The organism is Phaeobacter sp. NW0010-22, assembly GCF_040365955.1.
Lineage (GTDB): Bacteria > Pseudomonadota > Alphaproteobacteria > Rhodobacterales > Rhodobacteraceae > OMPR01.
This window is the reverse complement of the sequence record NZ_BAABWT010000001.1, coordinates 83,405-101,966: the sequence shown is the minus strand read 5'-3', so window position 1 is coordinate 101,966 and position 18,562 is coordinate 83,405. Positions and strand designations below refer to the sequence as shown.

General features: G+C 56.1%; 8 protein-coding genes. 7 read left to right on the top strand and 1 reads right to left on the bottom strand.

Going from position 1 to position 18,562, the window contains the following annotated elements:
- Window positions 1-209 precede the first annotated feature (209 nt).
- Genes ABWV33_RS00380 through ABWV33_RS00350 form a run of 7 tightly spaced genes read left to right on the top strand, consistent with a single transcriptional unit; the run spans window position 210 to window position 17,320 of the window.
- Window positions 210-6,632: a type I polyketide synthase gene (locus ABWV33_RS00380; RefSeq protein ID WP_502930894.1), complete on the top strand. Its 6,423-nt coding sequence runs from the start codon at window positions 210-212 to the stop codon at window positions 6,630-6,632.
- Window positions 6,632-7,648, top strand: a complete 1,017-nt coding sequence (locus ABWV33_RS00375) for a glycosyltransferase family 2 protein (protein ID WP_353328535.1) — start codon at window positions 6,632-6,634, stop codon at window positions 7,646-7,648. The genes ABWV33_RS00380 and ABWV33_RS00375 overlap by 1 nt, the downstream gene beginning before the upstream one ends.
- The gene (locus ABWV33_RS00370; protein ID WP_353328533.1) at window positions 7,645-12,246 is read left to right on the top strand and encodes a MupA/Atu3671 family FMN-dependent luciferase-like monooxygenase; all 4,602 of its coding nucleotides are present in this window, start codon (window positions 7,645-7,647) and stop codon (window positions 12,244-12,246) included. The genes ABWV33_RS00375 and ABWV33_RS00370 overlap by 4 nt, the downstream gene beginning before the upstream one ends.
- Window positions 12,246-12,917 carry a 4'-phosphopantetheinyl transferase family protein gene (locus ABWV33_RS00365; protein WP_353328532.1) on the top strand — a complete coding sequence of 224 codons (672 nt, stop codon included), beginning with the start codon at window positions 12,246-12,248 and terminating at the stop codon, window positions 12,915-12,917. The genes ABWV33_RS00370 and ABWV33_RS00365 overlap by 1 nt, the downstream gene beginning before the upstream one ends.
- A 58-nt stretch (window positions 12,918-12,975) precedes the next feature.
- Window positions 12,976-13,917 carry a hypothetical protein gene (locus ABWV33_RS00360; RefSeq protein WP_353328530.1) on the top strand — a complete coding sequence of 314 codons (942 nt, stop codon included), beginning with the start codon at window positions 12,976-12,978 and terminating at the stop codon, window positions 13,915-13,917.
- Window positions 13,914-16,478: a hypothetical protein gene (locus ABWV33_RS00355; protein ID WP_353328528.1), complete on the top strand. Its 2,565-nt coding sequence runs from the start codon at window positions 13,914-13,916 to the stop codon at window positions 16,476-16,478. Before ABWV33_RS00360 ends, ABWV33_RS00355 begins: the two co-directional genes overlap by 4 nt.
- A complete protein-coding gene (locus ABWV33_RS00350; RefSeq protein ID WP_353328527.1) occupies window positions 16,475-17,320 on the top strand; it encodes a glycosyltransferase family 2 protein in 846 nt (281 codons plus the stop codon). Before ABWV33_RS00355 ends, ABWV33_RS00350 begins: the two co-directional genes overlap by 4 nt.
- Here the strand turns inward: ABWV33_RS00350 and ABWV33_RS00345 are convergent.
- Window positions 17,297-18,529 carry a glycosyltransferase gene (locus ABWV33_RS00345; protein WP_353328525.1) on the bottom strand — a complete coding sequence of 411 codons (1,233 nt, stop codon included), beginning with the start codon at window positions 18,527-18,529 and terminating at the stop codon, window positions 17,297-17,299. The two genes, ABWV33_RS00350 and ABWV33_RS00345, sit on opposite strands and share 24 nt — an antisense overlap.
- Between the last annotated feature and the right edge of the window lie 33 nt (window positions 18,530-18,562).

Below are 18,562 nucleotides of genomic sequence, written 5' to 3'. Positions count from 1 at the left end.
TCACAAAGTTAGGCAATGGTTGTGTTTGTTCACGCTGGCAAGATTTGTGGATTTGAAAACGGGACCGTTGCGGTGCAGCTTTTCAAGACCTTAAGATCAAGGTGACGTGAGCCTTTAAAATTGTAAACGCTTCATCCTTTACCCCTGTGCCGTAATAATTCTGGGGGAACGGGCTGATGCAATCACAGACTGGATCGTTTGGTCGCCCTATGACAACGAGTAAACACGAGTATCTAAACGACGACATCGCAATCGTTGGCATGTCTGTAAGCGTCCCCGGGGCAGCCTCTGCTGCTGCATTCTGGGAAAATCTGCGATCCGGAACTGAATCCATAACCGTTGTGGACGACGAGGCCCTGCTGGCCGCCGGAGAACGCCCGGACCTTTTGGCAAATCCAAATTACGTGCGCGCTACGGCCAAACTGGATGGCTACGATACTTTTGATGCTGATTTCTTTGGGTTTAGCCCAAAAGAGGCCGCGATCCTTGACCCACAACACCGCAAATTCCTTGAAACCGCTTGGGAAGCGATGGAACACGCAGGCCATCCTCCGGAAAGCATCGACGGATCAATTGGTGTTTATGGCGGCTGCGGAATGGGCAGCTATTTCTATTTCAACATCTGCTCGAACCCCGGATTGGTTGACGATGTGGGCATGTTCCTGCTGCGTCACACCGGCAACGACAAAGATTTCCTGTCGACCCGCGTGAGTCATGTTTTTGATCTAAAAGGCCCTTCGATCAATCTGCAGACCGCCTGCTCAACTTCTTTGGTAGCGGTTCACTATGCAAGCCAGGCCCTACGGAATGGCGAATGCGATATGGCATTGGCCGGTGGTGTCACCATCGAGCTGCCGCAGGGGCGTGGGTATCTCTACAAAGAGAATGAAATCCTATCGCCTGACGGGCATTGCCATGCATTTGACCACCGTGCGCAAGGCACCGTTTTCGGATCAGGTGCCGGTGTTGTTGCACTGCGGCGCGCAAAAGATGCGGTCGCGGATGGCGACCATATCTGGGCCATCATCAAAGGGTCTGCCATCAATAATGATGGTGCGGCCAAAGCTGGCTACCTTGCGCCCAGCGTCGATGGTCAAGCCATCGCAATCAAACAAGCCCTAAGCGCTGCCAAAGTCGAACCCGACACGATTGACTACGTCGAATGCCACGGAACCGGCACATATCTTGGTGACCCGATCGAGATTTCGGCCCTAAGTGAGGCGTATCGCGAAAGCACCCAAGACGTTGGTTATTGCCGGGTTGGGTCTGTCAAAACCAATATCGGCCATCTCGATACGGCTGCTGGCGTTGCCGGGTTGGTCAAAACAGCACTTGGCCTGCACCACGGCGAGATCCCCCCGTCCCTGGGGTACGAAGCGCCAAACCCCGCCATTGATTTCGAAACCAGCCCGTTTCGAGTCAACGACACCTTGCGGGAATGGACATCCCACAAGGGGCCGCGTCGTGCAGCAATCAACGCACTCGGCGTCGGCGGAACCAATGCCCATGCAATTTTGCAAGAGGCGACGGATCGCGGCCCCTCTGAAGAAAGTGATTTCCCCTTTCACATATTGTGCATTTCGGGGCGGTCCAAGGCTGCATTGGACGCAAACGCCCAATCGTTAGCCACCTATCTACGCTCCAATCCTGATGTTGATCTGGCAGATGTTTCCTACACCCTGAAAGAGGGACGCCGCGCCTTTGAAAAACGGCGTATTCTTGTAGCTGAGACCGCTTTGGAAGCGGCTGAAATGCTAGAAGCGTCCGACCCACGTCAAGTGTTCACACACGAAGCTCTGGGTGCATCCCCTGAAACCGTATTCATGTTTCCCGGCGGCGGCGCGCAATACGCGGGCATGGCACGCGATCTCTATGAGACCGAACCGGTTTTTGCGGAGTGGATGGACCGCGGCTTAGAACATCTGCAAAAGCAGCTGGATTATGACATCCGATCCATTTGGTTGCCCGAAGGCGATGAAACACAGGCCAACGCCAAACTGACCCAGCCGTCGGTTCAGCTCCCGCTGATCATGATCGTAGAATATGCCCTTGCGCAGCTATGGTTCAGCTGGGGTGTGCATCCGACCGCAATGGTTGGCCATTCCATGGGGGAAAACACCGCCGCCTGTTTGGCAGGTGTGATGCGTTTCGAAGATTGCATCGATCTCATTCTGCTTCGGGGGCGATTGTTTGACACGGTTCCCGCCGGTGGGATGTTGTCAATTTCGCTGCCATTAGAGGACGTACAGGCGTTGATTGACGATGACATAGACATCGCCAGCGTGAACGCCCCGCGCCTGACTGCCGTGTCAGGGCCACAAGCAGCGCTCGATCGGCTTGCAGAAACCCTCAGCGCGCAAGATGTTGATCATCAACGCATTCCAATCGACATTGCCGCCCATTCGCGCATGTTGGACCCTATACTGGCAGAATACCGGGCTTTCTTGAAAAAGATTGCTCTGGATGCGCCCACCATCCCTGTGATGTCCAACCGAACCGGTACAGCGCTGAGCGACGCGCAAGCCACCGATCCAGAATATTGGGTTGGCCAGCTGCGCAATACTGTGATGTTTGCGGATTGCATCAAAACCCTGCAAGCCCCCAACCGGGTGTTCCTAGAGGTTGGCCCCGGCAAGGCGCTCAGCTCCCTTGCGCAAATGTCCGACGGCGTGAACCCCGCGCAAGTCCTGAGCGCATTGCGCCATCCAGATCAGGCGATCTCAGATGATGCCTATTTCTTTTCTGTCTTCGGGCGGCTGTGGGCCTGTGGTGTTGCGGCGGATTGGCCGCAAATCTGGGGCGAGGCCAAGCGCCATCGCCTGCCCCTGCCAACCTATGCGTTTCAGCGCAGCCGCTATTTTATCGAACCGGGCAAGCAAATCGCCATCGAAGCCGACAGCGCACTGGCCCGCAAAGACGATCAGACCCAATGGGGATACCGGACCGCATGGCGGCCGCGTCTGGCTGAATGCGATATCGACGTAGATCAAGAACTGTCAGAAATCGCGCCAATGACCTGGCTGATATTTGAGGATGATGCTCATATCGCTGGACCCGCCTGCGAACGTCTGAGCACGGTTGGCCATCGGGTCATTCGCGTCAGTGCTGGGGATACCTTTGCGAAATTAGGCGATACCCAGTATCAAATCGCGCCCGAGCAAGGCCGCCGCAGTTATGACCAACTTCTGCAAGAATTAGCCAATGCGGGCGATCTTCCCAACCGGATCGGGCATTTTTGGCTGGTTACAGATCAGGAAATCTTCCGCCCCGGTCACAGCTTTTATGATCGTAACATGGAATGTGGGTTTCTCTCGCTGACGGCCTTGGCGCAAGCCATAGGCAGCGTGGAAATGCCTGAAAACGTTCACATCATCACGTTCACCACCGGTGCAGCACAAGTGTTTTCAGAAGCGCTGCCTTACCCCGAAAAAGCGACCATCGCAGGGCCATTAGGTGTTATCCCACACGAAATGCCCGGTGTGACCTGTGCACGTGTGGACATTGAGCTTCCTGAGACGCCCCCTACCGGCTTTTTTGCAAACCTAAGATCTGGAACACCTGCACAAACCGATACTACGACCTCACGTATTCTCGAGGAACTGCTTGCCGAGCCATCAACCTCTGACGCGGCTTGGCGGGGTGAAAAGCGGTACGGGCAAAGTTACAAGCCGACCCTGTTGTCTGAGGAAGACCCGGTCTTCAAAGATGGTGGAACCTACCTCATCACCGGGGGTTTTGGCGGGATCGGGCTGACCTTGGCCAGTGATCTCATGACACGCCATCACGCCAATGTCGTGCTTTTGTCGCGTGACCCTTTACCACCCCGTGACCAATGGGCCCGCTATCTTGCCAGCCACAGCCCGGTAGATCGGACTGTGAGCCGCATCAAAGCTCTGCAAGATCTGGAGGCCTCAAACTCAGGTGCCGTGCTCGCGATCAGCGCCGATGTCTGCAACAGCGAACAAATGCGCGCAGCGCTGCACACGGCCGAAGAAACCTTTGGCGCATTGAATGGTGTCATCCATGGTGCAGGTCACATCCACGACGGTCCAATCCTGACCAAAACCGAAGCTGAGCTTCAGCAAGTTCTAGCGCCCAAGATTTCCGGGCTGCGCGTTTTGGATGAGATTTTCCCGGACGGTATGCTGGAACTAATGGTGCTTTTCGCATCCTCCTCTACCGCGACACACCCTGCTGGTCAGGTCGATTATGTTGCGGCGAACGAATACCTAAATGCATGGGCAAACAGCCGGAAATCAGGCGCGACCCGTGTGATTGCCGTCAATTGGGGGGTCTGGTCTGACGTTGGCATGGCCGCCGAAGCGAAAGATACCCGCCTCGACGGAAATCCACCGACCGAACGTGTTGTCAGCCCCCTGCCGCTTTTGGATGAGGCCGGTTTCGACCCTTCGGGAAATCGCTTGTTTGTCTCCCATCTCAGCGCCGATGATCACTGGGTTCTGGATGAGCACCGCACCACAAACGGCGATGCCCTGCTGCCCGGAACCGGATATGTAGAATTCGCAGCACAGGCCCTAAAGGCACATGGTGTTGATCTGCCCTATGCTATTCGTGACTTGTATTTCTTTAGACCATTGGCCGTGGATCGCGCCAAGCGTGAGATCGTCGTGCGGTTGGAAACAACCCCAACAGGCTATGCCTTTAGCGTGCACAGTGCCTGTCGGGATGGTTACGAGCTTAACGCGCAGGCAGAAGTTGAAATATTGCAGCCAAAACAATCGGAGCCTTTGGATTTGGCTGCGATCACAGCCACATGCCCCACTACGGAAACAAGCCCGGTCGACGGGTATCTGCAGTCGCCCCAAGAACGGCATCTGGCGTTTGGCCCGCGGTGGCATGTGTTGCGCAGCTTTGCCCTGGGAGCGAACGAGGGGCTTGCCCGACTGGTTCTACCAGATGCCTATCACAGTGATTTGGCTGAGGGGTATCAACTGCATCCCGGCCTGATGGACCTTGCAACAGGATGGGCCATCTCGCTCGCGCCCGGCTATGATGGCACGTCACTCTGGGTTCCCGTGTCATATCGCGCCATCCAAGTCTTTTCCCCGCTGCCGCGCGAAATCCGCAGTTGGGTCCGCCTGTCGGAAGGGAGCGCAGCGGTCGATGGGTTTGTCTCGTTTGACGTGACCTTGAGCGATCCAAATGGCCAAATCTGCGTCGAGATCGAAGGTTTTCAGATGCAAGCCACCACTGGCACCATCGACCTGAGCCCTGCCGCGGCACCAGACGCAGACGCAGTGGCCTTGGGATTGGAAGCGCACAGCAGTGACGCGCCGTTGTCGCCCGAGGAACAGCGCCTGCATCATAACATCAGCCAAGGCATCCGCCGCGAAGAAGGCCCCGAAGCCCTACGTCGTGCGCTCAACACCGGTCTGTCGCAGGTTTACGTGAGTTCCATGGACCTTTCGGACTTGATCAAGCAGGCAGACCGCATTTCGGCACCCTCCGCAGGCGACGCCCAAAGCTTTGAACGCCCGGATCTGGACACGAATTACGTCGCTCCGCGTAACGACACCGAAAAAACGCTCGCGGGCTTCTTTGAGACCTTGTTAGGGGTCACACAGGTCGGCGTCGAAGACAGCTTTTTTGATCTGGGCGGACATTCCTTGATTGCCGTGCGGCTCTTTGCGCAGATCAATCGCACCTTTGACGTTGAGTTCCCAATCTCGCTTCTGTTCGAGGCCCCCAATGTGGCCCGTATTGCCGAACGCATCGGCCACCGCGAAGATGCCGCAAACGAAGACAAGGCACCCGAAGCAAAAACAGACTTCAAACACGTCGTACCGCTGCACATTGCGAAAGACAGCCAAGCCACCCCGTTTTTCATTGTGGCTGGCATGTTCGGCAATGTGTTGAACCTGCGCCATTTGGCCCTGATGTTGGGGCGTGAACGGTCTGTTTATGGGCTTCAGGCGCGTGGCCTTATCGGACAGGACAAGGCCCACGATACGCTGGTCGAAGCCGCCGCAGACTATATTGCTGAACTTCGGCAGGTTCAGCCCCACGGGCCGTATCTGCTGGGTGGATTTTCTGGTGGCGGTCTCACTGCCTATGAAATGGTCCACCAACTGGAAGAGGCTGGAGAAGAGGTCGCTCTGCTCGCGATGCTCGACACCCCTCTTCCAGTCCGCCCGACGTTGTCGAAGCGAGACAAGGCGCTGATAAAAATGAGTGAATTGCGCAAGAAGGGCCCTGCCTTCTTGACGGAATGGGCTGGGAACCGGATCGCGTGGGAATTGCAAAAACGCCAAAGCGAGCGCCCGCAAACTGCGATCACCTCCTTCAACAATACAAAGATTGAGTCCGCCTTTTATCAAGCCATTAGCGTCTATTCGCTGCGCCCTTGGTCGGGTCCGTTGGTTCTGTTCCGCCCACCGCTGGACAAGCACTGGAAAGTTTCGGGCGGGCGTTGGGTCAGCCAGCAACGCGAGTATGTGTTTGAAGACAATGAGTGGACCCAATGGGCGCCAAAAACACGTGTGGTTGAGGTTCCCGGCGATCACGACAGCATGGTACTTGTCCCAAATGTTGCCGTTCTGGCCGAGCACCTAAAGGGGTTCATCGACGAGGCTGAAACCGTTCCTCGCGCGTATTCAAAGGTCGCCGAATGATGAGCGAGAGCAAGGCCAAAATTCTCACCATAATCCTCAATTTCAAAACGCCCGAGCTGACGCTCAAGTCGTGCGCAGCAGCCCTGCGTGAAATGGAAGGGTTGGATGGGGAAATCGTTGTCATCGACAATGGATCTGAGGATGACTCATTTGTGATGCTGTCCCATGCGGCAGAGCAAAACGGGTGGACCCAAAACAATCGGGTTCGGGTGCTGGACAGCGGCCACAATGGTGGCTTTGGGGCTGGCATGAATTTCGGCATGCAGGCGCGTCTCTCGGACGGGTCCGTGCCCGATTTCTACTACTTGCTCAATTCGGATGCATGGCCAGACCCCGATGCGATTGCCAAGTTACGGGATTACTTGATCGAAAATCCAAAGGTCGGGTTGGTCGGAAGCGCCATTCGCGGCACAGATGACACCCCCCATCCGACGGCCTTTCGATTTCCATCCATGGGCGGGGATTTCGAAGCAGCGGCCCACACCGGCGTGATCACACGATGGATGAAAAACGCTGTCGTTCGGCTGCCTATCCCAGAAACTGACACCAAAGTTGATTGGACCGCAGGTGCTAGCCTGATGGTCCGCCGAGAGGTGATTGATCAAACCGGCGGCTTTGATGAAACATTCTTTTTGTACTTTGAAGAAACCGACCTGTGTCGGCGCGCAGCCGAAGCTGGGTGGAACACGCACTACTTACCTGAAAGCTGCGTCGTTCACATCGGATCGGCCAGCACTGGCATGAAAACTTGGTCACGGACGCCCGGCTACTGGTTCGATTCCCGGCAGCATTATTATACTAAATCCAAAGGGTCCGGATACTTTGTAGCCAGCACGCTCGCCTTGATCGCTGGCGGTCTCATCTGGCGGTTCCGCCGCCTGATCCAAACCCTACCTCAGGTCGACCCGGATTGGTTTTTGACTGACCTCACCACCCATTTGTTACGCGCGCCCTTTCGTAAGACTGCCGCTCGCAGTCCGACTATTTCTGTCCCAATTTCGGAGGACCAGACATGACTTTTTCTTGTGTTGTCATCGGCAATGAATCCCTATTGATCGGATGCACCGAAATGCTGCTAGAGCGCGGCCATTCAGTGCGCGCAGTCCAGACGCAGAATGCTGAAATTCAGAACTGGGCCAAGACCAAAGGCTTGCCACTTGTCAGCCAAATGAATGACCTGGCTGAGCAATTTAAAACGGGTGATGTGGACTGGCTGCTTTCGATCGCAAACCTTGCGATCATTCCGGAAAAAGTTTTGGCGCTGCCCAAAAAAGGCGCGATCAACTTTCACGACGGGCCTTTGCCCAAATATGCTGGCCTCAACACGCCAGCATGGGCAATCTTCAATGGTGAAAAGCAACACGGCATTACTTGGCATATGATCGAAGGCGGGATCGACGAAGGCGATATTCTGTCACAATCCCTGTTCGACATTGCCGAAGACGAAACCGCCCTATCGTTGAACTCCAAATGTTATGCCGCAGCGATGGACAGCTTTCCGTCCGTTGTTGATCAACTTGAAACGGATCTGAATCGCAGCCCGCAGGATTTAAGCCAGCGCAGCTATTTCGCATTTTCGGATCGTCCCGAGGCGGGTGGGCATCTCAGCTACACCCAAACCGCAGAGGTCCTGTCCGCCCACGTTCGCGGGTTGGATTTCGGCGCCTATTGGAATCCACTGACCACCTCTAAAATCCTTATCTCCGGGCAACCCGTGCGCGTGGCGCAGGCACAGATTATGGCCTCGGCCTCTGGATATCTTCCCGGAACCGTAGTCAGCAATGACCCCTCCGGACTGCGGGTCGCTACCGGATCCAACGATCTGTTGCTAGAGGGGCTTACCACCCTGAGCGGTGACACAATTGATTTTGCAGCGCTCGCGCCCGTTGGGACACGCTTGGCCCCCCTTTCGCAGGATCAGGCCGAACAGATTGCGCAGCAAGCCGCGCGTTCGCTCAAGGGCGAGCCCTATTGGCGCAAGGCATTGACGGCGATGGCGTCGCTGCCCTTGCCTTTGGCCACACTCAAACAAGATGGATCATGGTCAGCGCAGCGGATCTCCGTTCCCCATGGGTTGTCTGGTGAACAGGCGCTTACGGCTGTGCTTGCCTTTGCATTGCGCAGCAGCGGTGAGGAGTACGGCGATATCGCTGTCTCCAATGCAACCCTCCAGGATGCTGCAAAGTCAAAACATTTCAGCCCGTGGGTCCCCCTACAAATCCGCAGCTCAGAACCCTTGGCCGCTCTAACCGACCGCACATTGCACCACATCGCCAAGGCGGACGCATTGGGTGGGTTTGCGATGGATCTGCCATCGCGCGACCCAGAAATTGGATCGGTCACGCAGCCTGCGTTTGGACTGTCTCTTAACGGTGCCGAACCTATTGACGGAACAGACGTCACAGTTTGCCTGTCACCGGGACATGCCACACTGCACGCGCATACCGGACATCTCGATGCAGTTGCGATTGAGATCCTTGCCCGCCGCTTAGAAAGCGCGATGTATGCGGTGACACAGGCACCGGATGGGGAAACGGTACAAAAACTCGCCATTCTGCCCGCATCAGAACGCTCTCAAACGCTAACCGACTGGAACAGAACCGCGCGCGATTACAACCGTACGCAGACAATTCATCAGGCATTTGAATCACAAGTTTCACTAAGCCCAGATGAGACCGCGCTTGTTTTTGAATCCGAGCAGCTCACCTATGCAGCCTTGAACGCCCGCGCAAATACCGTTGCTGAGAAATTGCGCGCAATGGGTGTTGGCCCCGGCGCCAATGTTGGGCTGTATGTACAGCGATCTGTTGACCTGATAGTCGGCGCGCTGGCGATCCTCAAGGCAGGCGGAGCTTATGTGCCTCTGGATCCGGCCTATCCGTCAGATCGTATTGCCCACTTCGTAACCGACAGTCGGGCAGCAGTCATTCTAACCCAAAGCACGCTGCAGGATTCAGTGCCCGCGTCGTCGGCGGATGTCCTATGCATCGACACAGTGACCCCGGATCTAAGCGCGCCAAACGTTGATGGCGGCGCCAGTGCGGATGATCTGGCGTATCTGATCTATACCTCGGGTTCGACCGGAACGCCCAAAGGCGTCATGGTCGAACACCGAAACGTGGCCAATTTCTTTGCTGGCATGGATGATCGGATCGATCATCAAAAGGGCGGTGTATGGCTGGCTGTCACCAGCCTATCCTTTGACATTTCGGTCCTCGAACTGTTCTGGACTCTGGCACGCGGTTTCAAAGTGGTGCTGAGCAGCGATGAAAATCGCGCCGTAGTGTCCCAAGGCCCCATCGCCGTCAGCGACCGTCCGCTCGATTTCAACCTGATGTATTGGGGCAATGACGATGGCCCTGGCCCCAAGAAATACAAACTCCTGCTCGAAGGAGCCAAGTTCGCCGACGCCAACGGCTTCAACGCCGTCTGGACGCCTGAACGCCACTTTCACGCCTTTGGCGGCCCCTACCCCAACCCTGCGGTGACGGGCGCTGCTGTCGCCGCCGTGACAGAAAACCTGTCTGTTCGTGCTGGCAGCTGTGTCGCGCCTTTGCACCACCCGGCACGAATTGCCGAAGATTGGGCTATCATTGACAACCTGACGGGCGGTCGGGCCGCCCTTGGGATTGCCTCTGGCTGGCAGCCTGATGATTTTGTTCTTCGCCCCGAAAACACCCCCCCGCGCAACAAACCAGCGATGTTTGAAACCATCGAAACCCTGCGCAAGCTGTGGCGTGGCGAGGCGGTCGCCTTTCCCAAGGCGGATGGCACGATGTACGAAGTTGTCACACAACCGCGCCCCGTTTCGAATGAATTGCCCGTTTGGGTTACGACCGCTGGCAACCCCGAAACCTGGAAAGAGGCCGGAACCATCGGCGCCAACGTCCTGACACACCTCTTGGGTCAGAGCATTGATGAAGTCGCCGAAAAGATCAGGATTTATCACGCGGCCTTGCGCGCCGCAGGCCATGATCCGGCGAAATTCAAAGTCACACTGATGCTGCATACATATCTTGCCGAAACGCGGGAAGAAGCGGCGCGCATCGCACGCGAACCAATGAAGGACTATCTGCGCGCTGCAGCCGGTCTTATCAAACAATACGCCTGGGCCTTTCCCGCCTTCAAAAAACCGCAGGGCGTGTCCAATGCCTTTGAAATGGACCTGGGCGTCCTTAGCGACGATGAACTCGAAGCGATCCTAGATTTTGCGTTTGAACGGTATTTTGAAGACTCAGGTCTGTTTGGAACGGTCGAGGATGGTCTGGCCCGCGCTGAATCCCTCAAACGGATTGGTGTCGATGAAATTGCATGCTTGATTGATTATGGCATCGACCCCGATGTCGTGCTTGAGGGTTTGACACCCCTTGCCGAAGTTCTGAAGCGCGCCAATGCGCCTTCAACCGTTGCCGAAGATGACTTCTCGCTCGCGGCGCAGATCCTGCGCCATGATGTGACGCATATGCAATGCACCCCCTCAATGGCCCGCATGATAGCAATGAACGACGAAGCGCGCTTGGCACTTGGGCGCGTTAAACAATTGTTGCTGGGCGGCGAAGCCCTGCCCGGCGAACTGGTCGAAGACCTGCGGGAATGCACCAGCGCTTCGGTTTTGAACATGTATGGGCCGACGGAAACGACCATTTGGTCCACGTCGACTGCCGTACCTGCTGGCGCATCAGGAACCGTTTCCATCGGCAGCCCGATTGCGAACACAGCGGTCTATGTTCTGGATGCAGCAGGGCAACCTTGTCCCATCGGCGTTCCCGGTGAATTGCTGATCGGCGGCGAAGGTGTCACACGTGGATATTGGCAGCGCTCCAATCTGACCGAAGAGCGGTTTGTCCACGATCCCTTTGCAGCAGAGGCTGGCTTAACAGTCGCTGCGGCACCGTTGATGTACCGGACGGGCGATCTCGCGCGGTGGCGCACCGATGGTCAAATTGAATTCCTCGGCCGTTCCGATCATCAGGTCAAAATTCGTGGCCAGCGGATAGAACTTGGTGAAATCGAGAGTGCTTTGGCGGCCTTTGCGGGCGTCAGCGGGGCTGTCGTCGTTGCAAACGAAAAAACCCCGGGTGACACACGCCTGGCTGGATACATCACGACCTCTGGGCCGGTGCCTGACGCGGCCTTGCGGGACCACCTCACGGCACACTTGCCCGAGGTGATGATCCCCAGCCACATCATGACTCTCCCAGCCTTCCCTTTGACTCCAAACAAGAAAATCGACCGAAAGGCCCTGCCAGAACCCGCTGCCCAACAGGCCCCTCGGGATGAGACGCCTGTCCAGAGCGACGGGATCGAAGGGCAGATCGCAACCATATGGGCGCGTATTCTGGGCGTCGGGGATATTCGGAAAGACGACAACTTCTTCACCCTTGGCGGACACTCACTGTTGGCTGTTCAAGCCCACCGTGAAATTCGTGAAACGCTGAACATCCCGTCCCTGTCAATCACCGACATCTTCCGCTTTCCAACCCTTGGGGGGTTGGCCGGGCATCTTTCTGCGGATGCGCCTGCCATTATAGCACCCCAAGTTAACGAACCCGCCCGAACTGAAACCATGTCCAAGCGCAAAGCTATGCGCGCCAACCGACGGGAACGCACCTAATGAGCGATCTGGATCATACTGCCGCATTGATGTTAGCAAGCCCACTGCTGCGAGGCAAAGTTGCCTTAGCCTCGGCCAACCCAACGGGTCGCTATGACGCTTACCCCGAAGAAACCGAGGCCTTGAAAAACGCCGTCGACAAGCGCCTGCGTGCATTTAGTGCTGGCCGCGCCGCCGCCCGGTTGGCGCTCAAAGAGTTGGGCGCCCCAGCCATCGCAATTCCTATGGGCGAAGATCGCGCGCCCATCTGGCCCCCAATGCTGGTTGGTTCCATCACACATACAGACACGGCCTGTCTTGCCGCCGTCGGTTGGGAAGGAGAGGTACGCCTGCTTGGGCTTGATCTGGAACCTGATCAACCGCTTGATGATGATTTGCTCCCCACCATCTGCACCGAGACCGAACGCCAATGGCTGGCCGAACAGGAAAATCCAGGTCAAAGCGCTAAATTGATCTTTAGTATCAAAGAATGTGTCTACAAAGCGCAGTATCGGCTAAGTCAAACTCTGTTCGACTTTGATACGCTTGAAATTGCCGTGGACCTTGAAAATCAAAGCTTTGTTGCCCATTTTCGCCAAGATGTGGCACCCTTTGCAAGCGGTGACACGATCTCTGGGCGGTATGCGATTGGCCATGGCCTGATTGTGACGACGGTAATGGAATTGGTGTAACAACTAGGCGACGGTAACCGGATCACCCAACGAAGAGGAACCGCCGAAAGGATCAGGAATGCGTGCAATTGTACTGATGTTACCGGTCCTCTTCCTATTGGGTATGGCGATTTGGTGGGCTTTGCCCAAAGGCAACCTTGAGCCACAGAATGTCACAATCGCATACGCCACCCCAGCGGCGATGCCACAAGGTCCTCTCAAAGTTTATCATTTGGGCCACAGCCTTGTGGGCCGTGACATCCCAGCCATGCTCGCGCAGTTGGCGGGGTCGGATCACCGCTATGATAGCCAGTTGGGCTGGGGCACCTCTTTACGTGAACATTGGTATCCCGATGTTCCAATTGCAGGTTTTGAGACGGAAAATGCACATCCTCATTTTCGCCCCGCGACCGAAGCCATCGGATCTGGCGAATACGACGCGGTGGTCCTGACCGAAATGGTCGATCTGCGCGCTGCAATCCGATACCACAAGAGCGCGAAATACCTCTCGAAATGGGCCGAACTGGCCCGCCAGTCTTCTGCGGATACCCAAGTTTTTCTTTATGAAACATGGCCCCGTCTGGATGACCCTCAGGGTTGGTTGCCACGGGTCAACGCGGACCTAAGCGCCCTGTGGGAAAAAAAAGTTCTGCTCCCTGATCTGAAAAACGCCCCAAATCGCCCCATCTATGTGATCCCTGCTGGCCAAGTCATGGCGCGTTTGATCGAACAGGTGGATGCAAGGGGCGGCATTCCCGGTCTTTCCACCCGAGAGGACCTGTTTTCGCGCACAGAAACAGGCGAGATCGATCCAATTCATCTTAGCGACACTGGCAATTACCTTGTCGCTCTGACGCATTATGCTGTGCTTTATCAACGCTCTCCTGTTGGGTTGCCCTATGAACTGTTGCGGGCCGATGGTACAAGCGCAAATGCTGTCCCGGCCAACACTGCACACTTGATGCAAGAGACGGTCTGGTCCACGGTCACCTCCTATCCAAAGACGGGGATTCCTCAATGAGCTGGCTTTCCACCTTAACGGGTGTGTTTTTCATCGGTCACAGCCTATTTGGTCCAACCAACCCAGACATGTTTGCCAGCGCACTCGGCAACCGGGGCATCACTGTGGGAATGCAGATCATCAACGGCTCGCCGCTTGGATATAATTGGGACAATGGTGCAACAGCCCAAGGCATGAACGCCAGAGAGGCTTTGGCGACAGGCGGATACAACGCCGTTATCCTGACCGAGGCCATCCCGCTTGCCAACCATATCGAATACAGTGACACCATTGGGGTCGCGACGCGGTATTACGATTTGGCCGTGCAATCCAACCCTGATGCACGCGTTTTCCTGCAGGAAACATGGCACGATTTACGCTCGGGCAGCGGGCTGTCTACTGAATTTGACGCCGCTGCGGACATCCCTTGGCGCGATCGTTTGGATCAAGATCTAGCGCTCTGGCAATCTGTGGTCGATGGCGTCAATGCCAACCGATCAAAACCGGGCGAACCGATGCGCCTGTTGCCAGCGGGTCAAGCCATCGCCAGATTGACCGATGAAATCGCCAATGGGACCGTGCCGGGGTTCACTCGGATCGATCAGTTCTTTTTTGATGACATACACCCCAACGATTTTGGGTTCTATTTCCTGACGATGGTCCAATATGCGGCCGTCACAGGGGAACCCCCCAAAGGGATAAAACGACGTCTGAGAGACCCTTGGGGCCAGCCATTCAAAGCCCTCAACCCGCTGCAAGCGCAACGCCTGCAGGACATAGCTTGGGAGGCCGTCTCAGACTATTATGCCGCTCATCCGGTTCAGGTGGCTCGCGCAGTGGAAGAGACCCCCGCACCACCACCTGAAGACGTCGAAGAGCCCGATCAGGAAAAGCAACAAGCGCCACAAGAGTCTGCGTCGCCACAAACTCTAGCCGAAAGCTTTGCGCCGCCTCTGGACCCCGACGCCAAGGTTCCTATGGCAATTGGGTTGGCGGCAGTCAGCGACTGGTCCGTGCAGCAACCATTTTTGGACGTGTTCAAAACCGCCCGCCCCTGGATTGGACATAGAGCCGGCGAATGGGGCGGTGCAAACCACGATGATCTGGCAGCAGCAGATTATCTGGATGCCCACGGTTGGCCGGTCGCAATCCCGCCAGAACTCGGGTCAATCGGCACGCTGATCCTCACGGATATCTCGCCCAAAGCTGTGTCATTAGCCGGTCGCTATCGCCTACGCTACGAGGGCAAAGGCGTCATCGAGGTTTCTGGTCGCGGCACAAATGTAAGGTACGGTAAGAACGCAGTCGAGTTTGACTATGAACCCGGACTTGGCGGCGTGGATTTGCGTATTCAACGCACGCATTTGGGCGGGGATTACGTTCGCAATATTTCAGTGGTCAAGCTGGACCATGTTGCGGCCTACGATGCGGGAGCGATATTTAATCCGCTGTGGTTGGATCGAATGCAGGGGTTTTCCGCCTTTCGCTTCATGGATTGGATGGAAACCAACGATTCAACACAATCGGCTTGGAAAGACCGCCCGAAGCCAGATGATTATACCTATGGCCGTCATGGCGTTCCCATGGAAATCATGGTTGAGCTGTTGAACCGCACGGGGGCCGACGGCTGGTTCAACATGCCCCATCTGGCGGGTGACACCTACATTCGGGAATTCGCGACCTATGTGCGCGACACGCTCTGGATCGAGCAAAAAGCCTATGTCGAACTTTCAAACGAAGTGTGGAACTGGCAATTTCAGCAGGCTGCCTGGGCCGAGGAACAAGCCCAAGCACGATGGAAACAAGACAACCTCTGGGTTTCGTATTACGCAGTGCGTGCTATGGAAATGGCCGAAATATGGTCAGAGGTTTATGGCGATCAGGCCGGTGACCGCTTGGTCAAAGTGATTTCGACGCAAACTGGTTGGCTCGGGTTGGAAGATCAGATTCTAAGGGCACCACACTGGCAGGATGAAAGCGCCGAAAACAAAGCCCCCGCGACCTATTTTGATGCCTATGCCGTCACTGGATATTTCAGCGCCCTTTTGGGAGCAGAGGCCCGCCAACCCATGGTCAAACGATGGCTCAACGACAGTTTGGTGGCAGCGCAACAACAGGCAGATGCCAAAGGCTTGTCCGGATCGGCACACGAGGAATATGTCGCAGAGCATCGTTTTGATCTGGCCACTATCCAAGCCTGGGCGGAATTGCGTGATGGCGCAACAAGCGGTGAGAATGTCGATACGCTGGCCCACAACCTAACCGAACGCCTGCCCTATCACGCCCAAATCGCCGAACAGTACAATTTGGACCTAATTATGTACGAAGGGGGCAGCCACGTGGTCGGCGTCGGACCACCCGTTGATGACGACGAACTGACCGCCTTTCTCACTCATCTCAATTACACCCCGGAAATGGGCGAGCTCTACAAAGAGCTGATCCAAGGTTGGCACGCGATCGGTGGCAAACTGTTCAACGCCTATGCAGATGTTTACCCCGCCAACAAATGGGGCAGTTGGGGGCATCTGCGCTTCCTGAGCGACCAGAACCCCCGGTGGGATGTGGTGGACAGCTTTAAATGAACCAAACTCTCAGCGTGATCCTGCCCGCCCATAACGAGGCGGAATATATCCAAGACTGCGCGCGGGCTTTGCTGGCCTCTGCCCCGCTGCCCGCAGGGTGGCAAACCGACGTCGTGATCGTTGCCAACGGATGCACCGATACCACGGTCGTGTTGGCGAACGGCTTTCGGGATGCTGCAGAACACTTGGGCTGGACGTGGAAAGTGCTGGATCTCAAACAAGGGGGAAAGCTGGGTGCACTGCAGGCAGGCGATGCGACAGCGACCGGAACAATCCGCGCCTATCTCGACGCGGATGTTCAACTTGATCCCGATCTCTTGCCGCAGATCGTCAAAGCGCTTTCTGCTGATGTGTCACTTTATGCAAGTGGATCTCCGCGTGTCAGTCGCGCGTCGAGCTGGATCACACGGGCTTACGCCCGGTGCTGGGCCACCCTTCCTTTTGTTACCACTGGCGTCCCCGGTTTTGGGTTGTTCGCGGTGAATGCAAAAGGGCGCGCGCGCTGGAACGACTGGCCCGATATCATTTCCGATGACACCTTTGCACGCCTCAGCTTTGCGCCAACGGAACGGATACGTGTTGCAGCGGGATACACCTGGCCAATGGTCGAAGGCTTTGCCAATCTGGTCAAAGTGCGCCGGCGCCAAAACGCAGGTGTGGACGAAATCAAGCGCAAGTTCCCAGAACTGATGCAAAACGATGATACACCGGGCGTCCCATTAAGCGGAAAGTTCCGGAGGCTGATATGCGATCCAATCGGGTTCGGCATGTATGTAACGGTCAGCCTCGCGGTCAAAACACCCTTGTTCAGGGATAAATCAAACTGGGCTCGAGGGCGGTAAGCGATCATTGATATTGGTGCGGAAATACGTCGCCAGTTTCGTCGCTTCGCGATCTATATCATGACGCTCTAACACACGCAGACGCCCCTTTTGCCCCATCTGATCCAGCTCAGACCGCGGGGTGTGTTCAGCCCGTTCGATCGCAATCGCCAAAGCCTGCGCATCTCCTGCGGGGACGAGCCAGCCTGTTTCACCATCCACCACTAATTCCGGGGTTCCCGCTATGTAGGTCGCAATGACAGGCCGTGCGGCGGCCATCGCCTCCATCACGACCATGGGCAAACCTTCGGCAAAGCTGGGCATGACCAGAACATGTGCAGCCCCCAAAGCTGCGCGTACGCCTGCCTCATCCAGCCATCCTGTCAGCGTCACCATTTTACTTAGATCAAGCGTGGCAATAGCCTGTTCCAAATCTGCGCGCATTTCGCCATCTCCAACCAATGTGAGATGGATATGAGGATGGGTATTGCGCAACCTCGCCAACGCATGAATCAGGACCATTTGCCCTTTCTGCTCGACGAACCGACCAATCGAAACCAAATGCAGGGTGCTTTCTGACATCGGTTGGGTCACGGCAAACGCATGTGGTTCAATCCCACAGTGAACCACTTGCAGGTGTTTCCAAGATTCAAATTTTGCCCATCGGCTGAGCTGGCTCCGGCCGAACTGACTGACGCCGACCGCAAACTTGGCCCTATCCAATTTTGAACCCAAAGACAAAGCCGCAGGGGCATCAAATTCTTCCGGTCCGTGAATCGTAAATGAATACTCTGGCCCACCCAAAACATGCGCGAGCATCGCAACCGTCGCGGCATTGGTGCCAAAATGGGCATGCAGATGCTCTATCTCAGCGGATTTTGCCCGTTGGACCACATCGACCGCTTCGGCCAGGTAAATCACGTGACGCAACACACCCGTTGGTGACGCCCGACCGCAGCGAAAGGCCGTCTTTGCGCCTTGCCAAAAGGCCCCGGGGCGACGCAATGCAGATCGCACCAATCCAAAAACCAATCCCAGCGCACCCCGGTCCAGAATATAGTCTGTTTTTTCCGCCTCGGCCTGATCTTGTCGGTCCACCAATTCCGCCGCAGATCTGCGCATGGCAAACCGGGAAATCTCAAAGCCTTGACGCTCTAGCGCCAACACCTCACGTCGGATGAAGCTGTGCGAAGGTTGAGGGTAAGTATTCAATACATAAGCAATTTTCACATCAACATCCCCGTGAAACGGATTTTCAATATA

Bases quoted from the DNA above. Each gene is read 5' to 3' on its own strand.
- ABWV33_RS00375 (WP_353328535.1), top strand. From the start codon at position 6,632: ATGAGCGAGAGCAAGGCCAAAATTCTCACCATAATCCTCAATTTCAAA.
- ABWV33_RS00380 (WP_502930894.1), top strand. From the start codon at position 210: ATGACAACGAGTAAACACGAGTATCTAAACGACGACATCGCAATCGTT.
- ABWV33_RS00350 (WP_353328527.1), top strand. From the start codon at position 16,475: ATGAACCAAACTCTCAGCGTGATCCTGCCCGCCCATAACGAGGCGGAA.
- ABWV33_RS00365 (WP_353328532.1), top strand. From the start codon at position 12,246: ATGAGCGATCTGGATCATACTGCCGCATTGATGTTAGCAAGCCCACTG.
- ABWV33_RS00355 (WP_353328528.1), top strand. From the start codon at position 13,914: ATGAGCTGGCTTTCCACCTTAACGGGTGTGTTTTTCATCGGTCACAGC.
- ABWV33_RS00370 (WP_353328533.1), top strand. From the start codon at position 7,645: ATGACTTTTTCTTGTGTTGTCATCGGCAATGAATCCCTATTGATCGGA.
- ABWV33_RS00360 (WP_353328530.1), top strand. From the start codon at position 12,976: ATGCGTGCAATTGTACTGATGTTACCGGTCCTCTTCCTATTGGGTATG.